The organism is Burkholderia thailandensis E264, assembly GCF_000012365.1.
GTDB lineage: Bacteria > Pseudomonadota > Gammaproteobacteria > Burkholderiales > Burkholderiaceae > Burkholderia > Burkholderia thailandensis.
Genome location: NC_007650.1, coordinates 748,732 through 764,488 on the forward strand (window position 1 = coordinate 748,732; position 15,757 = coordinate 764,488).

Annotated in this window: 12 protein-coding genes and 1 pseudogene; 10 read left to right on the forward strand and 3 right to left on the reverse strand. The window is 66.4% G+C overall.

Translation table 11 applies throughout. The features are described 5' to 3' along the window. Nucleotides 1–13: 13 nt before the first annotated feature. Nucleotides 14–1,543 (reverse strand): PLP-dependent aminotransferase family protein, encoded by a 1,530-nt coding sequence (locus tag BTH_RS03335; protein ID WP_009895781.1) that lies wholly within the window; start codon nt 1,541–1,543, stop codon nt 14–16. A 108-nt stretch (nt 1,544–1,651) separates the two neighbouring features. Here BTH_RS03335 and BTH_RS03340 point away from each other — a divergent pair, with 108 nt between their 5' ends. The 4 genes from BTH_RS03340 to BTH_RS03355 all read left to right on the forward strand — a co-directional run bounded on the left by BTH_RS03340 (nt 1,652) and on the right by BTH_RS03355 (nt 6,116). Further along, a complete protein-coding gene (locus BTH_RS03340) occupies nt 1,652–2,764 on the forward strand; it encodes an ABC transporter ATP-binding protein (protein ID WP_009895782.1) in 1,113 nt (370 codons plus the stop codon). Between the two features lie 74 nt (nt 2,765–2,838). Further along, nucleotides 2,839–3,885: an ABC transporter substrate-binding protein gene (locus BTH_RS03345; RefSeq protein WP_009895783.1), complete on the forward strand. Its 1,047-nt coding sequence runs from the start codon at nt 2,839–2,841 to the stop codon at nt 3,883–3,885. A 100-nt stretch (nt 3,886–3,985) separates the two neighbouring features. Then, nucleotides 3,986–5,245, forward strand: a complete 1,260-nt coding sequence (locus tag BTH_RS03350) for an ABC transporter permease (protein WP_009895785.1) — start codon at nt 3,986–3,988, stop codon at nt 5,243–5,245. A 31-nt stretch (nt 5,246–5,276) separates the two neighbouring features. Beyond that, nucleotides 5,277–6,116 (forward strand): ABC transporter permease, encoded by an 840-nt coding sequence (locus BTH_RS03355; protein ID WP_009895787.1) that lies wholly within the window; start codon nt 5,277–5,279, stop codon nt 6,114–6,116. Between the two features lie 77 nt (nt 6,117–6,193). On the opposite strand, the gene BTH_RS03360 is transcribed toward BTH_RS03355, so the two are convergent. Next, entirely contained in the window at nt 6,194–7,942 is a 1,749-nt protein-coding gene (locus tag BTH_RS03360; RefSeq protein ID WP_043288951.1) for a S53 family peptidase, read from the reverse strand. A gap of 359 nt (nt 7,943–8,301) precedes the next feature. After that, nucleotides 8,302–8,577: a hypothetical protein gene (locus BTH_RS34255; RefSeq protein WP_011400972.1), complete on the reverse strand. Its 276-nt coding sequence runs from the start codon at nt 8,575–8,577 to the stop codon at nt 8,302–8,304. 821 nt (nt 8,578–9,398) lie between these two features. Here BTH_RS34255 and BTH_RS03370 point away from each other — a divergent pair. The 6 genes and pseudogenes from BTH_RS03370 (at nt 9,399) to BTH_RS03400 (ending at nt 15,548) form a co-directional block, all read left to right on the forward strand. Continuing rightward, a complete protein-coding gene (locus BTH_RS03370) occupies nt 9,399–10,031 on the forward strand; it encodes a hypothetical protein (RefSeq protein WP_011400973.1) in 633 nt (210 codons plus the stop codon). Further along, a complete protein-coding gene (locus tag BTH_RS03375; RefSeq protein WP_009895794.1) occupies nt 10,018–10,260 on the forward strand; it encodes a hypothetical protein in 243 nt (80 codons plus the stop codon). The genes BTH_RS03370 and BTH_RS03375 overlap by 14 nt, the downstream gene beginning before the upstream one ends. Before the next feature lie 51 nt (nt 10,261–10,311). Beyond that, nucleotides 10,312–11,919 carry a tyrosinase family protein gene (locus BTH_RS03380; protein ID WP_011400974.1) on the forward strand — a complete coding sequence of 536 codons (1,608 nt, stop codon included), beginning with the start codon at nt 10,312–10,314 and terminating at the stop codon, nt 11,917–11,919. Nucleotides 11,920–12,034: 115 nt separating this feature from the next. Continuing rightward, nucleotides 12,035–12,469 (forward strand): hypothetical protein, encoded by a 435-nt coding sequence (locus BTH_RS03385; RefSeq protein WP_011400975.1) that lies wholly within the window; start codon nt 12,035–12,037, stop codon nt 12,467–12,469. A 183-nt stretch (nt 12,470–12,652) separates the two neighbouring features. Next, on the forward strand, nt 12,653–13,027 hold the full coding sequence (locus BTH_RS03390) for a DUF2784 domain-containing protein (RefSeq protein ID WP_009895800.1): 375 nt from the start codon (nt 12,653–12,655) through the stop codon (nt 13,025–13,027). A 356-nt stretch (nt 13,028–13,383) separates the two neighbouring features. Next, nucleotides 13,384–15,548, forward strand: a pseudogene (locus tag BTH_RS03400) (c-type cytochrome). The last annotated feature ends 209 nt before the right edge of the window (nt 15,549–15,757 follow it).

Sequence of the window (15,757 nt, forward strand, 5' to 3'; positions counted from 1 at the left end):
CAGATCGCACGCGTCACGCGACGCGCTGCTTCGCACTCCGATTCAGATGCATCTCGATGGTTTGCGCGAGCGTGTCGAACGCGGGCGCGATCCGCTCGTTCGGCACGCATGCGTAGCCGAGCAGCAATCCATCGCGCGCGGTGTCCGCTTGGTTGTAGTACGTCGTGAGCGGCCTCACGATCACGCCCGCATCGAACGCGGTCTGCGTGATCGCGCGATCGTCGCAGCCGTTCGGCAGTCCGATCACGAGGTGCAGGCCGGCCTCGTCGCCCATTACCGGCAGCGCATCGCCGAAGCGGGCATGGATCGCGTCGATCAGCAACTGGCGGCGCTCGCCGTACAGCGCACGCATCCGGCGCACGTGCGACGTCAGATAGCCGTCCATGATGAATTCGGCGAGCACGGCCTGCTGCATCAGCTGTCCTTCGCGATACAGCTCGGACAGCCCGGTCCTGAACATCTCGACGAGATGCTCGGGCACGACCATGTAGCCGAGGCGCAGGCTCGGGAACAGCATCTTGCCGAGGCTGCCGACGTAGATCACGCGGCCCGCGTCGTCGAGCCCCTGCAGCGACGCGAGCGGCCGGCTGCCGTAGCGGAACTCGCTGTCATAGTCGTCCTCGATGATCCAGCACTGATGCTGCCGCGCATACTCGAGCAGCATCCGCCGCCGCGCGAGGCTCATCACCATGCCGAGCGGATATTGATGCGACGGCGTGACGAGCGCGAGCCGCGGCGGGTGCTTGAGGTCCTGCGCGCGCGGCGCGAGCCCTTCGTGATCGACGGGCACGGGCGCGAGCACGAGCCCCGCCGCGTGCAGCACGCTGCGTACGCCCCAATAGCACGGCTCCTCGACCCACGCGCGATCGCCGACATCGGCGAGCAGGCGCACCGACAGGTCGATCGACTGATGAATGCCCGTCGTGATGATGATCTGGTCGGGCGAGCATTTGACCGAGCGCGCGACGCGCAGGTAGTCGGACAGCGCGCGCCGCAGCGGCCGGTATCCGCCGCCCGGCGCATAGGTCAGCAACTCCGGATTCGCTTCCTTCCACAGCCGGGCCTGCAGGCGGCTCCACGTGCGCGCCGGAAACTCGGACACGTCCGGCACCCCCGGCATGAACGCGCCCCACTGGCGGCGCGACACGCCCGCGTGCCGGATCAGCTGCGCGCCGCGCGTCGACAGCGCGCCGTGCGCGCGCTGCTGCGCGTCGCGCGATTCGTCTGACGGATGCGCGAGCGTGCCGGCTTGCGCGCGCATCGCCGCGGCGTCGGGGCGCGTGTCGGCGACGTAGGTGCCGCTGCCCGTCGTCGTCAGCACGTAGCCTTCCGTCGTCAATTGGTCGTACACGTGCAGCACCGTGTTGCGCGCGATCGCGAGATCGGTGGCGAGCGTGCGCGAACTCGGCAGCTTCGTGCCGGGCGTCAGTTCCCCCGACAGGATCGCCTGCTGCATCAGGCGCAGCAGTTGCCGGTACATCGGCTCGGCCGAGTGCCGCTCGAGTCGCGCGGCGAGCCAGTCGGAGAGGATCACGGTATCCAAAGTGGTTCTACCGAAAATATTGAAATGGTTCCCTATTGTAGAACCGTGCGCGCCGTATAGTGAATCGCATCTCGAAATGTCGGGCCAAGACCAAAAGGGGACGGGACGATGAAGACCGATGATGTGATCGTCAGCTTTCGCGGCGTGCGCAAGACTTACGACGGCGAAACGCTCGTCGTCAAATCGCTCGATCTGGACATCCGGCGCGGCGAATTCCTGACGCTGCTCGGGCCGTCCGGCTCGGGCAAGACCACCTGCCTGATGATGCTCGCCGGCTTCGAATTCCCGACGGGCGGCGAGATTCGCCTCGACGGCGAGCTGCTGAACAACGTGCCGCCGCACAAGCGCAACATCGGCATGGTGTTCCAGAACTACGCGCTCTTTCCGCATCTGAGCGTCGAGCGGAATGTCGACTATCCGCTGAACGTGCGCCGCATGCCCGCCGCCGAGCGCAAGGAGCGCGTGGCAGCCGCGCTCGCGATGGTGCAGATGGAGCGCTTCGCGAAGCGGTATCCGGCGCAACTGTCGGGCGGCCAGCAGCAGCGGATCGCGCTCGCGCGCGCGCTCGTGTTCGAGCCGAAGCTCGTGCTGATGGACGAGCCGCTCGGCGCGCTCGACAAGCAACTGCGCGAACACATGCAGTACGAGCTGAAAGCGCTGCACGAGAAGCTCGGCCTGACCTTCGTCTACGTGACGCACGATCAGGGCGAGGCGCTGACGATGTCCGATCGCGTCGCGGTGTTCGACAAGGGCATCGTGCAGCAGCTCGACACCGTTGACCGGCTCTATGAATCCCCATGCAACGAGTTCGTCGCGAACTTCATCGGCGACAGCAACCGGCTGCGCGGCACCGTCGCGAGCGTGAACGGCCAGTTCTGCGAATTCCGGCTCGGCGACGGCACGCGTCTTGTCGGCCTGAACGCGGGCAACGCGCAAGTGGGCGCGTCGGGCGTCGCGTGCATTCGTCCCGAGCGGATGAACGTCGCGCCGGGCAGCGGCCTCGCGGCCAACGGCGCGGCGGGCGGTGCGGCGAATGCGCTGTCCGGCGAGGCGCGCAGCCTCATCTACTTCGGCGATCACGTCCGGATGCGCTGCGCGCTGCCGGGGCAGGACGAGTGTTTCGTCAAGGTGCCGCTCGGCACCGGCACGCTCGACGCATTCGCCCCCGGCTCGCCGATCTCGCTCGAGTTCCAGCCGGAGCATTTGCGGGTCTTCGCATGAACGCGCGGGCGCACGCCATGCATCGCGCTTCGTATAACCACCACGCTTCACCATCCGTCACGAGAGGAAACATCATGAACCACACGTTCAACACGCCGCGCCGCGCGGTTGCGTTGCTGTCGCTCGCCGCGTTCTGCGCGACGGCCGGCGCGGCCGAGCTGACCGTCGTCAACTTCGGCGGTGCAAACGGCGACGCGCAGAAGGTCGCGTTCAACCAGCCGTTCGAGAAGTCGACCGGCAACAAGGTCACGGCCGTCGAATACAACGGCGAGCAGGCGAAAGTGAAGGCGATGGTCGAGGCGAAGCACGTGAACTGGGACGTCGTCGAAGTCGAGTCGGGCGATCTGAATCGCGGCTGCGACGAAGGCCTGTACGAGAAGCTCGACTGGGCGAAGATCGCGAAGAAGTCCGATCTGATTCCTGAATCGCCGCAAACCTGCGGCGTCGGCTTCTTCGTGTGGTCGACGGCGCTCGCATACAACGCGGACAAGCTGAAGAGCGCGCCCGCCAACTGGGCCGATTTCTGGGACGTGAAGAAATTCCCGGGCAAGCGCGGGATGCGCAAGGGCGCGCGCTACAACCTCGAGTTCGCGCTGATGGCCGACGGCGTCGCGCCAAAGGACGTCTACAAGGTGCTCGCGACGAAGGCGGGCCAGGATCGCGCGTTCAAGAAGCTTGACGAACTGAAGCCGAACATCCAGTGGTGGGAGGCGGGCGCGCAGCCGCCGCAGTTCCTCGTCGCCGGCGACGTCGTGATGTCCACCGCGTATAACGGCCGCATCAGCGCCGCGCAGAAGGAAGGCAAGAACCTGAAGGTGGTCTGGAACGGCAGCATCTACGACCTGGACTTCTGGGCGATTCCGAAGGGCTCGCCGAACAAGGCGCTCGCCGAGCAATACATCGCGTACACGCTAACGTCGAAGCCGCAGCAGGACTATGCGCACAACATCGCGTACGGCCCGGCGAACGTCGCAGCGATCAAGGCGCTCGACGCGAAGACGCTCGCGAACCTGCCGAACTCGCCCGCGAACGGCAAGAACGCGGTGCTGCAGAACATCACGTTCTGGACCGATCACGGCGACGAACTCGAGCAGCGCTTCGCCGCGTGGGCGTCGAAGTGACGGCCGCGTGAGCCGATGAAGCAAACGGCCGCGCGCGCCACGGCGGCGCGCGCGGCGTTCCTCCGAACGGCGTTTCGGCCGGAGACAACCGTTGAATACGATGACGATCGCTACGCAGTCGGCGCCGCCGACTCAATCGCTCAAGCGTGAACTGAAGGCGGCCGAGGCCAGGAAGCGGGCGATGGCGCTGCTGCTTGTCGCGCCGCTCGCGATATTCCTGCTGCTTGTGTTCGTGGTGCCGATCGGCGCGCTGCTCACGCGCGCCGTGCAGAATCCCGAGATCGCGACCGCGCTGCCGCGCACCGTCGCCGCGTTGTCGAACTGGGACCGCAAGGCGCCGCCCGCCGATGCCGCGTACGCGGCGCTCGCCGCTGATCTGACGCAGGTCGCCGACGGCGAGGCGATGGGCGCGCTCGCGCGACGCCTGAACACCGAGATTCCCGGCTATCGGTCGCTCGTCGCCAAGACCGCGCGTGCGATGCCGTTGACGGGCGACGCGAACGCGCCGCTCGCGCCGGCGCAGACGCGCGCGAAGCTGATCGAGCTCGACGAGCGCTGGGGCGACACCGCGTACTGGCAGGCGATCGCGAAGAACGGCAGCCGCTATTCGCCGTTCTATCTGCTCGCGGCGCTCGATCACAAGCAGGACGGCTTCGGCAGCATCGTGCCCGCCGATCCCGATCAATCGATCTATCTCGCGGTGTTCGGCCGCACGCTGCTGATCGGCTTCGCTGTCACGCTGTTCGCGCTCGCGCTCGGCTATCCGCTCGCATACTGGATCTCGACGCTGCCCGAGCGCCGCGCGAATCTCGCGATGATTCTCGTGCTGATTCCGTTCTGGACGTCGGTGCTGGTGCGTGTCGCCGCGTGGATCGTGCTGCTGCAAAGCGAAGGGCTCGTCAATCGCGCGCTGATCGACGTCGGCCTGATAGCTCAGCCGCTCGAGCTGCTGTTCAATCGCGTCGGCGTTTACATCTCGATGACGCACATCCTGCTGCCGTTCATGATCCTGCCGCTCTACAGCGTGATGAAGTCGATTCCGCCGAGCTATCAGCGCGCGGCGGTGTCGCTCGGCAGCCATCCATTCGCGGCGTTCTGGCGCGTATACGTGCCGCAGACCTATCCCGGCGTCGGCGCGGGCGCGCTGCTCGTGTTCATTCTGGCGATCGGCTACTACATCACGCCGGCGTTGCTCGGCGGTCCGAACGATCAGATGGTCAGCTACTACGTCGCGTATTTCACGAACGTGACGATCAACTGGGGTATGGCGTGCGCGCTCGGCGGCCTGCTGCTCGCCGCGACGCTCGTGCTGTACGCGCTCTACGGCCGCTTCACGCGCTCGCAACTGAGCCTCGGCTGAGCGGGGACGAGACGAACAGGGGGAAACGAACATGAAATTGCTGGCGAAGCCGCTCTTCGCGCCGCACATGTCGGGGATCGAGCGCGCATGGTACTTCGCGCTGCGCGGCCTCGTCGTGCTGACGCTGCTGTATTTGATCCTGCCCGTGCTCGCGATCGTGCCGCTGTCATTCTCGTCGAGCACGTTCCTCGTCTACCCGATTCCGGGCTTCTCGATGCGCTGGTACGAGAACCTGCTCATGTCCGACGAGTGGCGAATGGCCGCGAAGAACAGCTTCATCGTCGCGCCGGCCGCGACGCTCGTCGCGACCGTGCTCGGCACGCTCGCCGCGATCGGTCTCACGAAGACCGATTTTCGCGGCAAGGGGCTGCTGATGGCGGTGCTGCTGTCGCCGATGATCGTGCCCGTCGTGGTCGTGGGCGTCGGCATGTATCTGTTCTTCGCGCCGCTCGGCCTCGCGAACACGTACACGGGGCTCATCTGCGCGCACGCGGCGCTCGGCGTGCCGTTCGTCGTGACGACCGTCGCCGCGACGCTGCAGGGTTTCGACCAGAATCTCGTGCGCGCGAGCCAGTCCCTCGGCGCGAATCCGGTGACGACGTTCTTTCGCGTGACGCTGCCCGTGATCGCCCCGGGCGTGATGTCGGGCGGGCTGTTCGCGTTCGCGACGTCGTTCGACGAAGTGGTCGTCACGCTGTTTCTCGCGGGTGCCGATCAGACGACGCTGCCGCGCCAGATGTTTACCGGCATTCGCGAGAACATCAGCCCGACGATTGCAGCGCTCGCGACGATTCTGATCGTGTTCTCGACGTGTCTGCTGCTCGCGCTCGAATGGCTGCGCGGGCGCAACGCGAAGCGCGCGGTGAGCTGACGTTCCGGCGGCGCGCGGGCGCGGCCTCCCGCCGCGCCGCGCGCACCGCCGGCCGCCGGCGCGCTACGCGCGCCTGCTCAATTGAAGCCGCCCGACTGGATCAACTGATTCAGGTTCGAGATGTTGATGCTGCCCCAGCCGGTCGGGTAGTCCCAGCCCTTCGACGCGGTGAAGCCGTAACCCTGATAGCCGTTGTTGCCGGACGTGACGTCATAGCGCACGAGCGACGCATGCGTCGGAATCGAATGGTAAAAGCGCGCGGCCGGGAAGCCGAGGCTCGCGCCGTTCGCCGACAGGAGCCGGGCCCAGAAGCCGGTGAAGATCGGCGCCGACAGGCTCGTGCCGCCAATCTGCTGCAACTGGCCGTAGTTGTAGATATACGCGCCCGTGCTTTGCGCGGCGTCGAACGACACGTCGGGCAGCTTGCGGTTGCTGCCCGATTGCCATGACGGATTCGGCAGAATCGTGCTGACGCCGCCGCCCGTCGCCCACAGCTTGCCGTTGCCGTCGAGCCCTTCGTTCCATACCGTTTCGTTCGAGAATGCGCCCGACGACGACGTGTAGAGCGTCGTGCCGCCGATCGCGAGCACATGCGGCGAAGACGCCGGCCACGATACCGAGTAGTTCGAACCATCGGGATAGCCGCGGTTGTTGCACTCATAGACTCCCTCGTCGCCCGACGACACCGCGAACGTCTGGCCTTGCGCGACCGCCTGCGTGAAGATCTGCTCTTCGGCCGAAAGCGTGCCGTCCGCGTTCGCGTCGGTTTCGCACCAGCCGAGCGACACGTTGATCACTTTCGCGGTGTTGTCCGATACGGCCTGGTTGAACGCCTGCGTGAGGCCGGTGTTGCCCGACGCGCTGAGGTCGGCCATGTAGAAGATCAGTTGTCCGACCTGGCCGCCCGCGGCGCCGACGATCGACTGGCTGTCGAGATCCCATTCGCCCTGGCCTTCCTGATCGTCGCTGTAGTCGCCGCCGGAACCGTTGGTCTGCACGGTCTGCGTCGACACGTCCGGATAGCCGTTCGCGCTCGTGAACTGCTGCAGATCCGACAGCGCCTGCGACACGCCGCCGATCGTCATGATGCCGACCGTCGTGTTCGCCGCGTTCGGCACGCCCGTCGCGTTATAGAGCGCCGGAAACTCGGACGGATAGTGACCCGTCGCCGTGCCGGACGCGAGCGAGAGGGGTTTCGCGATCGCGCCGATCTTCGTGAGCGGCCGTGCGCGCGCGACGTTCTGCAGGCCGAGCACCGAGCCGACGATGTCGCCGAGCGCGCGCGGCACTTGCGCCGTCGACGCGTTGGCGAAGCCCGCGCGGCCCGCGTATTCGAAGTGGACGAGAGACGTGTTGAAGGCCTGCTTGACCGTGCCCGCGCTCCCGCGCGCGGAGACGAGCATGCGGTTCGGCGCGACGCGGATGTCGACGAAGCCGTTCTTGCGCAGATAGTCGACAACCTGCTTCACCTGCGCTTTGGTCGGCGCGTAGTTCGACAGGAACTGCGCGCTCGTGATGTATTGCCGGTACTGAGAGCTATGCGGATCGCTGACGTTGCGCGCGACGGCTTTCAACTGCTCGGCGTTGCGCAGCTTCAGGCTGACCACGACGTGCGTGGCTTCGCCGGAGGCGAGCTCGAGCGACGCGGTGTTCGCGCTGCGGGCGAGCGTCTCGATCTGCGCATGATTCAGGAAAGCTTTGGTGTGCGTATCGACCCAGTCCGTCGCGCCGTGTGCGACGCCTGCGGCGAGCGCGAGCGGCCACACGCAGGCGAGTCGCCTGCACAGCGGGGAGAGGGAGAGTGCAAAATCGGCGGTCCTGTTCATCGTGTGTGTCCTTTTGAGAAAGTGCGACGTTGTCAAGCTCTGACCCTTGTGGGGACGAGAGCGCGCTAAGCGTATGCGAGCACCGTTCTCTCGGGTAACTGCCAGTTTCGTTAGCTGTCACTGTTGACAGAGAAAAAATGGCACACCCGTTCACTATCTGAGTCGTGAACTGAAAATGAAAGGAAAAAGGACGATGAATGAAATGATTTGGGATGCTGAACGAAAGAATATGATGCGCGTGCGCGACATCCGCCCTATTTGATGGATTCTTCTAGCGCTCGCGTCACGGCGGCGAACCCGTGCCGCCGAGGTGCGCGAACGCGGATCGCGGCGTGTCTCGGCGGTCTTGCGGATGCGTCTTATGGACGCAGCAGATCGAAACCGGCGAACGCGATGACTCCGCTCATCGCGATCATCGGCACCGAGTGCCGTCCCAGGTAAAGCATCGCGGCGGCCGACCAGGTTGCGATGAAAAACGCTCCGATTCGCTTCATGATGAATTCGCGGCGACGGCCGCGTCGAAATGTGACGCGGATCCGGCCTCCGCGCGTGGCATGTCGGTTGGGCGCGGGCGAACCAATGGCGCACGCCGAAGCCGACATTATAGGGTTTTCCCTTGGGATGGCGCCCGACATGACGCCGCAGCCGAAAAGCCGCGTCGCGCGCGATCGGGCGGCTGCCCCTGCCAGGCTTCGTTCGTCGAGCGGCGGTGAAGACGTGGCGGGCGGCGCGGCCGATGCGAATCCTCGCGCGGGCAGTGGCGCACGACGATCTCGGCGAACTCGACCATCGTGTGTTTTTTAACGGAGCGCATCGTTACGAACACGCCCGAGTGCGGCGTTGATGCGGCGTCGCGCGGACGTTTTCGAACGATGGGCCGCGGCGCACGCTTGCCACGGAACGCATTGCGCGATGCGGCGCTGCGATCCGGCCGGCAAACTGCGCGCGCCTACCCGTTCTGGTAGTTGGGCAATCGCCTGGCTGCCGCCTAGATTGGTCTGTAATTCGTCGGGCCGCGATGCTTCGGTATTCGAACGATGGGAGAGGGCCATCACCGAAGCCGCGTCGATGCGAGGTCATGCGGATCTCGTGACATGTCGAGCGGGGGCACGACGTCGTCGGCGGGACGAAGCCGCGCCGGATACAGAAGGAGAATGCGAAGGCCCGGAACGCCCGCGAAAGAGCGCGCGTGCGCGTAGGGCGTGCGTGAGCGACATTCGCATCGAACGCACGCTCGCGTCAGATGCCGCCGCGCGCACATCGGATTTCATTGCTGCGACGCGGAAGAACGCGACGCGAACGCGAGGTCGGCGAAGGCGGGGGCGCGTCGCGTCGGCGGCGGGCGCATCGGTACGTCGTCTATCCAGATCGAATTCGCCGAGCGCTTGGAAGCGGTAACGAGATCGCGCGAAGGCGGCCGTAACGCGCGACACAAGAACATGAGGGGGACCATCAGATGTCGCATGCATCCAGCATTGGTGTCGTTCGTGCGCGACCGGCTCGCGCCGCGCTGCATGCAGCGGTTGGCTGGCTGACATGTCTGTTGCCCGTCGCGGTTGCGCACGCGCCGACGTTCTGGGCATGGAGCGCGCTGGCGGCGGCCGCATGCGCGACTGTCGGAGCGATGCAGGCGGGCCCTCCGATGCGCACGGGCATATCGCCGATCGTGGGTGTTGCCGCGTTGAGCGTCGCGCTGCTCGCGGATTTCGTGCCGACGTATCCGGAAGCGGTGCTCGCGCTGTGCAGCAGCGCGTCGTTCGTCGACGACTGGGTTCTGCACGTTCGCCTGTTTCCGTTCACGGCGGCGGCGATGGTCGGCCTGAGCATCGCCGGCGTGCGCGGCGAGCGCTGGCGGCAAACCCGATGGCCGAAGCGCGTTGCCGATGTCGCGGTCGCGCTCGGCGCGATGATGTTCGCAATGAACCTGTCCGCGATGCTGCTGCGGGCATGGGCCGGTGTGGTCGGCTGGCCGTGGGGAGCGAACGCGCTTGTCTGCTCGATGCTGGTCGGCATGATGCTCGACCACGCGGCGAAGCAGGCGATGGCCGATGCGATCGCGGCGGCGAGGGCGAGCCATGCGATCGACTGACGCCGAGCGGGCCGGCATCGCCGTCCGCGACGGCGCGGACCTGCCCGGCAGCTTGGCCCGCGAGGCCCGGCTCGCCATTCAGTACAACCCATCTTCCCCATTTATCGATGGCGATCCGTCAGTCGCCCGTTTGCCCGCGCTCGCGCCGGGCGGCGGCAGCGCGGGTGCGCCGCCCGGCATGGCCAAGACCATCGCCCGGATGCTCGCATCGCGACGCAGTCATCGGTGAATCCCGCGGCATGCCGAGGGCCCGCAACGCCACACGATAAAAGGAGTGAACATGTCCAACGTCAATGCACCCAGAGTGCGCCGGTCGGTGCGCGATCTTCAGAAGCGGTACGACAACGGAGAGAAGAAGCCGCTCGAGGATCTCGTGCGCGCGTGGGTTGGCATCCAGGCATTGCCGCCGTCGGATCCGAAATCGTTCTTCGCGCTCGGCGGTTATCACGGCGAGCCGTTTCAGTATCGCAAGCCGGTCGACGCGCTGCCGCAGGACGACATCTATCCGTACTGGGGCGGTTACTGCAACCACGGCAACGTGCTGTTCCCGACCTGGCACCGGATGTACGTCTACAAGCTCGAGGAAGCGCTGCAGAGCATCGTGCCGGGCGTATCGATGCCGTTCTGGGACGAAACCGACGAGTACACGCTCAAGCACGGCATTCCGTCGATCCTGACTCAGGAGAAGTTCGAGCTGGACGGCAAGCAGATCGACAATCCGCTGCGCTCGTTCGTGCTGCCCGTTGCGCTGTCGGATCGCCTGCCGGGCGACGGCAACATCTACGAGAAGCCGAAGGGGTACGTCACGGTGCGCTATCCGCTGTCGGGCCTCGTCGGAACGCCGGAAGCGCTCGAGCAGACGAAGATACACAACGCGAAGTTTCCGCTGCCGGAGAAGAACACCGAACTGCTGAACAGCAACGTGAGGGCATGGCTGAAGGGCGATTCGCCGACGCCGGGCGATCCCGATCCGACCCGCAACGGCGTCTACGCGAAATACGTCCGCTGCCTGTCCGCGCCGAACTACACGGTGTTTTCCAACACGACATCCGCATCGGTGTGGAACAGCTCGAACCCGGGGCTCGTCACGCCCGTCGAATCGCCTCACAACGATATCCACCTGGCCGTCGGCGGCTTCGATTACGGCGGCGACGAGATCGGGCAGATCGCCGGCGCGAACGGCGACATGGGCGAGAACAACACGGCCGGCATGGACCCGATCTTCTTCTTCCATCATTGCAACGTCGATCGCATGTTCTGGGTCTGGCAGAAGCAGACGGGCCACACCGATCGTCTCGACATCATCCGCAACTATCCGGGCACGAACGCGAGCGATTCGCAGGGCCCGACACCCGGTTTCGCGCCGGGCGAATCGCTCAATCTGACGACGCCGCTCAATCCGTTCAAGAAGGCGAGCGGCGAAGCGTACACGTCCGAGGACTGCATCAATATCGAGCGGCAGCTCGGATTCACGTATGGCCCGGGCTCGCTCGACGACGCCACGCCCGAACTGAAGTCGCTGCTCGCCGTGCCGAGCGGAAACAGCACGAAGAAGCTGACGGTGACGGGCATCGATCGGGCGCAGATCCAGGGGTCGTTCATCATGAAGGCGTACGCGAGCGTGACGGATGCGAACGGCAAGACGCGCGAGTATTACCTCGGGCACAAGTCGATCCTGAGCCGCTGGAACGTCGTGCAGTGCGCGAATTGCCTCACGCACCTGGATATCGTCGCGCATTTCCCGCTGAGCGCGATGCCGGCCGACGACGTGCCGAAGGCGAAATTCCGGGTGGAGTTCATCCATCGCGGCGGCGGCGTGCCGAGCGCGGCGAAGGCGGCCATCGACAAGGTGTCCGCGCTGCAACCGAAGTTCGAGGTGAGCGACTGAACGCAATCGAGGCGCGGCGAGGGCGCGGTCCGCACCCTCGCCGGCGCCTTTTTCTTCGATGCATGCGCGCCGGCTCGGCGCAGCGAACCACGCCGGCGCAACCCAGGAGGGCGACATGAGCTACGATCCGGAAATCGGCAGCCTGGCGGGCATCTGGACGTACCGCAGCTTCATCAACGATCCCGATTTGTCGACGGATTTCGACAAGCTGGAATTCGGCCGCGCGAACATTCAGATCGACAAGGCGCCGATGGGCGTCTTCAAGGGGCGCATTTACGGCGACGGCTGGGAGCTGACGCTGAGCGGCTATATCGACTACGGCTCGCCCAACACGGCGAGGTTTCAGGGGCGCGGCAAGGTGGGCGGCGAGGAGTGGATTTACGATTACGTCGGCTATCTGAGTCCGGCCTGGCCGAACGGCATCAAGCAGCGGCCCGCGCTCGCCGGATCGATCGTGCGCACCGCGCCGCATTCGGACGGAGCGGGCGGGGTCGCGCCGGCGGGCGTCGTCTGCTCGTGGTGTGCGGTGCTCGACAAGCCGGCGCACTGACGGCCGATACAGGCGATCCTCGGCGATCCGGACAGCCGCCCGCCCGGCGGCCGGGCCGCTGCCGTTCCTCTACCGTCGCCGCTGCTGCGGCGGCGCGCGTTCCGCGCACGTCGACATCGATACAATGATCCCGACGGGCGCACGCGGCCCGCGCGGCATGTCGCCGCTCGTGCATGGAACCTCATGACCTGGCTCGCCGATATCGTACTCGTCGCGCACGCGCTGATCGTGCTGTTCATCGTCGGCGGGCTCGCCGCGATCTGGGCGGGCGCCGCGCTCGGCTGGCGCTGGGTGCGCGACCGGACGTTCAGGCTCGCGCATCTGCTCGCGATCGGCGTCGTCGCCACGTTGGCGGTGTTCGGCGTCGATTGCCCGCTGACCGCGCTCGAAGACTGGCTGCGCACCGGCGCGCCGGGCACGCAGGGCTTCGTGCAGCGCTGGGTGGGCAGGCTGCTGTACTACGATTTGCCGGCATGGGTGTTTACGGTCGCGTATGTGCTGTTCGCGCTGATCGTGTGGCTGACATGGCGGCAGATTCCCGCTCGAGGGAAGCGCTAGTTCGTTCGCCGGCGACGCCGCATCGAATCGTCGCACGCGCTGTCGATCGACGATCGCGGGGCGCGCCCCGGAATTCGGAACATGACGCGCGCCGAGCGGATTGCGGCGCCGCAGGCTTGCCGGCGCCGGGCCGGGTTCGGTGCGCCGGCGGCACCGCCTTCCGGCGTGGCGCGCGGCTGATCCCGCTTGACGGGAATCAAGCGGGCGGCGCAAGGATGACCCCATACTGATTTCGTACTGAAGACCCACAAGGGCATCGCGATACGCCGGGCTCACGCCGACGCGCGGTGCGAGCGCCGCGCTCTTCTCGCGCGCATGCCGCCGATCAAAATAAAGCACGCCTTCCGGGGACGACTATGAAGTCATGGGGTAACACGCTTGCTCGATGCGCGATCGCCGGGCTTTTCGCTGCAGCCGCGTTCGCGCAGATTCCGCCTGCGAGGCCCGCATCCGTTTCGTCCACTCACGCCGACGCGCCACGGATCATCGACGATCTGCCGGCACGCTACTCCGCCGACCTTGACGCTGCGACGCGCGCGCAGGTGGAGCGCGGACGTTACATCGCGCGACTGGGAGACTGCGTCGCGTGCCATACCGGCGACAAGTCGAAGCCGCTGGCGGGCGGCCTGGCGTTGCAGACGCCGTTCGGCGAGCTGCACTCGACCAACATCACGCCCGAGCCGCAGACCGGCATCGGACGCTATACGTTCGAGCAATTCGATCGCGCGATGCGCAGCGGCGTCGCTGCCGACGGTCATCATCTCTATCCGGCGATGCCCTATCCGTCGTATGCGAAGGTGTCGCCGGAGGATATGCGGGCGTTGTACGCGTACTTGATGAAGGGCGTCGCGCCGGTTCGGCAGGCCAACCGCGCGCTTGCGTTGCGCTTTCCGTTCAATCAGCGCTGGGGCCTCGCGCTGTGGAACTGGGCCTTCCTCGACGATACGCCGTTCCAGCCCGACGCGACCCGCAGCGCCGAATGGAACCGGGGCGCCTATATCGTGCAGGGGCTCGGCCATTGCGGCGCCTGCCATACGCCGCGCGGATTCGGCTTCCAGGAGAAGGCGATGTCGGGGGCGGGCTCCGCCGGCCCGTACTTCCTCGCCGGCGAGACCGTCGAAGGCTGGCGCGCGCTGAGCCTGCGCGCGTTGTGGACGCCGCAGGACACGGCCGAGATGCTCAAGACCGGACGCAACCGCTACGGCACGGTGTCGGGCAACATGGTGGACGTGGTCCAGCACAGCACGCAGTACATGAGCGACGGCGATCTGCTGGCGGTGGGCGCGTACCTCGAGTCGCTGCCCGCTGCCGGGCACGACAAGCCGATGCTGGTGCCGCAAGGCCCGGCGCGGGCGATCGCGCCCGCGGGCTCGCCGGCCGCCGGTTCGGCGGCACGGGTGCCGGCCGATCTCTACACGTCGCGGGGCGGCTTGGGCTATCTGCAGTTCTGCAACGACTGCCACCGTTCGGACGGAGCAGGCGTGCGGGATGTCTTTCCGCCGTTGGCGGGCAACGCCGCGCTGCTGTCGAAAGACCCGTCCACGCTGGTTCACATCATGCTGACCGGCTGGCGCTCCGCGCAGACGGCACGTCACGCGCGGGCGCTGACGATGCCTGCATTCGCGCAACTGAGCGATCAGGAAATCGCGGAGATCCTGAATTTCGCACGCAAGAGCTGGGGGCGCGCGGACGCCCGCGCGATCAGCGCGGGCACGGTCGGCCGCATGCGCAAGCAGTTGCGCGCGGGCACCGGAAACGACACGCGATTCCAGACGCCGCGCCTCGCCGACATGCTCGCCGAATCCAACGCGGGCCAACTCACGCTGGGGGCGCGCCTGAACATCGACACGCGCCGGATGCTGCCGAAGCACGTCGGCAATGACTGAACTGCGCGAGTTGCCACCTCAACGCGGGTACGGTCGCCGACGGCTCGCCGTACGTCGGCGTATCCGCGTTCTTTCCCGGCTATGCGCCGCGCGCCGGCCGGGTGATCACGCTCGCGGAACGCATCAACGGCTGTTTCCTGCGATCGATGAACGGCAAGCCGCTGCCGCCGGACTCGGAGCAGATGAAGGCGATGGTCGCCTACTTCGGCTGGATGCGCCGCGAAACCAGGCCGGGAGACAAGGTGGAGGGCCGTGGCGTGGGCAAGATCGACCATCGGATCGTGCCCGACGCCGGCAACGGCAAGAAGATTTATGCGGCGCAGTGCGCGTTGTGCCACGGTTCGAACGGCGAGGGCGTCAGGAATGACGCGGGCCGGTGGGTGTATCCGCCGCTTTGGGGCGCCGATTCGTTCAACATCGGCGCGGGCATGGCACGCACGTATACGGCCGCCGGCTTCGTCAAGCGCAACATGCCGATCGCGTTCCAAGATCGTTTCCCGCTTGGACAAGGCGGCCTGACCGATCAGGAATCCGTGGATGTCGCCGAATATTTCACGCACCAGCCGCGGCCGGACTTCGCGGGCAAGATCAAGGATTGGCCGAGGGACAAGAAACCGGACGACGCGCGCTATTGATCGAGCAAACGCCGAGGGCGGCGGGCTTGCGCGGTGCCGCGCCGCGCAGTCGATCGACGCGGCAAGCCCGTGCGGCTCGGCTTGCATGCCCGTGCGCCGCATCGCGGCCGGGCTCGCGCATCGAAGCATGCGATGTCGAGGTGGATGCGCTTGGCTGACCGTGCGCTCGCGTCGAGCTTCGTTCGGCTTGCTACGAATCCGGGGCGCGC

Coding starts and splice junctions, on each gene's coding strand:
- BTH_RS03360 (WP_043288951.1), bottom strand. CDS start 7,942: ATGAACAGGACCGCCGATTTTGCACTCTCCCTCTCCCCGCTGTGCAGG.
- BTH_RS03375 (WP_009895794.1), top strand. CDS start 10,018: ATGCGATCGACTGACGCCGAGCGGGCCGGCATCGCCGTCCGCGACGGC.
- BTH_RS03350 (WP_009895785.1), top strand. CDS start 3,986: ATGACGATCGCTACGCAGTCGGCGCCGCCGACTCAATCGCTCAAGCGT.
- BTH_RS03385 (WP_011400975.1), top strand. CDS start 12,035: ATGAGCTACGATCCGGAAATCGGCAGCCTGGCGGGCATCTGGACGTAC.
- BTH_RS03390 (WP_009895800.1), top strand. CDS start 12,653: ATGACCTGGCTCGCCGATATCGTACTCGTCGCGCACGCGCTGATCGTG.
- BTH_RS03340 (WP_009895782.1), top strand. CDS start 1,652: ATGAAGACCGATGATGTGATCGTCAGCTTTCGCGGCGTGCGCAAGACT.
- BTH_RS03380 (WP_011400974.1), top strand. CDS start 10,312: ATGTCCAACGTCAATGCACCCAGAGTGCGCCGGTCGGTGCGCGATCTT.
- BTH_RS03370 (WP_011400973.1), top strand. CDS start 9,399: ATGTCGCATGCATCCAGCATTGGTGTCGTTCGTGCGCGACCGGCTCGC.
- BTH_RS03355 (WP_009895787.1), top strand. CDS start 5,277: ATGAAATTGCTGGCGAAGCCGCTCTTCGCGCCGCACATGTCGGGGATC.
- BTH_RS34255 (WP_011400972.1), bottom strand. CDS start 8,577: ATGTCGGGCGCCATCCCAAGGGAAAACCCTATAATGTCGGCTTCGGCG.
- BTH_RS03345 (WP_009895783.1), top strand. CDS start 2,839: ATGAACCACACGTTCAACACGCCGCGCCGCGCGGTTGCGTTGCTGTCG.